Annotated in this window: 1 protein-coding gene; it reads left to right on the top strand. The window is 60.9% G+C overall.

Features of this window, described 5'->3' with window-relative positions; all coding sequences use genetic code 11:
• Positions 1-100: 100 nt before the first annotated feature.
• On the top strand, positions 101-573 hold a 473-nt coding region (locus tag EN969_RS34400), incomplete at its 3' end, for an ATP-binding cassette domain-containing protein (protein WP_127419947.1).

The raw sequence follows: 573 nt of genomic DNA, 5'->3' as shown, positions 1-573 counted from the left end.
ACTGGAAAGCCTGGGCGCAGTGATCGTTCCGACTGGAAAAATGAGACCCGGCTGCTGACCAGCCGGGCCTCACTTGTTGATATTCCAGAGGGACGTTCGAATGACGGACAGGACTGAACAGGAGCCAAACACGGCGGGCGCGCCAAAAGACGCCCGTCCGGTAAAGCTTGCCTGCCGCAATGTCTGGAAATTGTTCGGATCGAACGCGGCCAATTTCATCCGCGAACGTGACGGCAAGGCCAGCATAGCCGACGTCACGGCTGCCGGGCTGGTCGGCGCGGTGCGCGCCGTCGACCTCGAAATCCGCCAGGGCGAGATTTTCATCATCATGGGCCTGTCGGGCTCCGGCAAGTCGACGCTGGTGCGCTGCATGTCGAGGCTGGTCGAGCCGACCCACGGCAAGGTCGAATTCGAGGGCAATGACCTGCTGAAAACCTCCGATGCAGCACTCATCGAATTGCGACGACACCGCATGGGCATGGTGTTCCAAAATTTTGCGCTGTTGCCGCATCTCAACGTGCTGGAGAACATCGCCTTCCCGCTCAGCATCCAGGGGCAGGACCGGGCGACACG

Origin of the sequence: Mesorhizobium sp. M7A.F.Ca.CA.003.01.2.1, from assembly GCF_003998945.1 — a bacterium.
In the GTDB taxonomy this organism is placed as follows: Bacteria; Pseudomonadota; Alphaproteobacteria; order Rhizobiales; family Rhizobiaceae; genus Mesorhizobium; species Mesorhizobium ciceri.
This window is presented reverse-complemented; position numbering and strand designations above follow the sequence as displayed.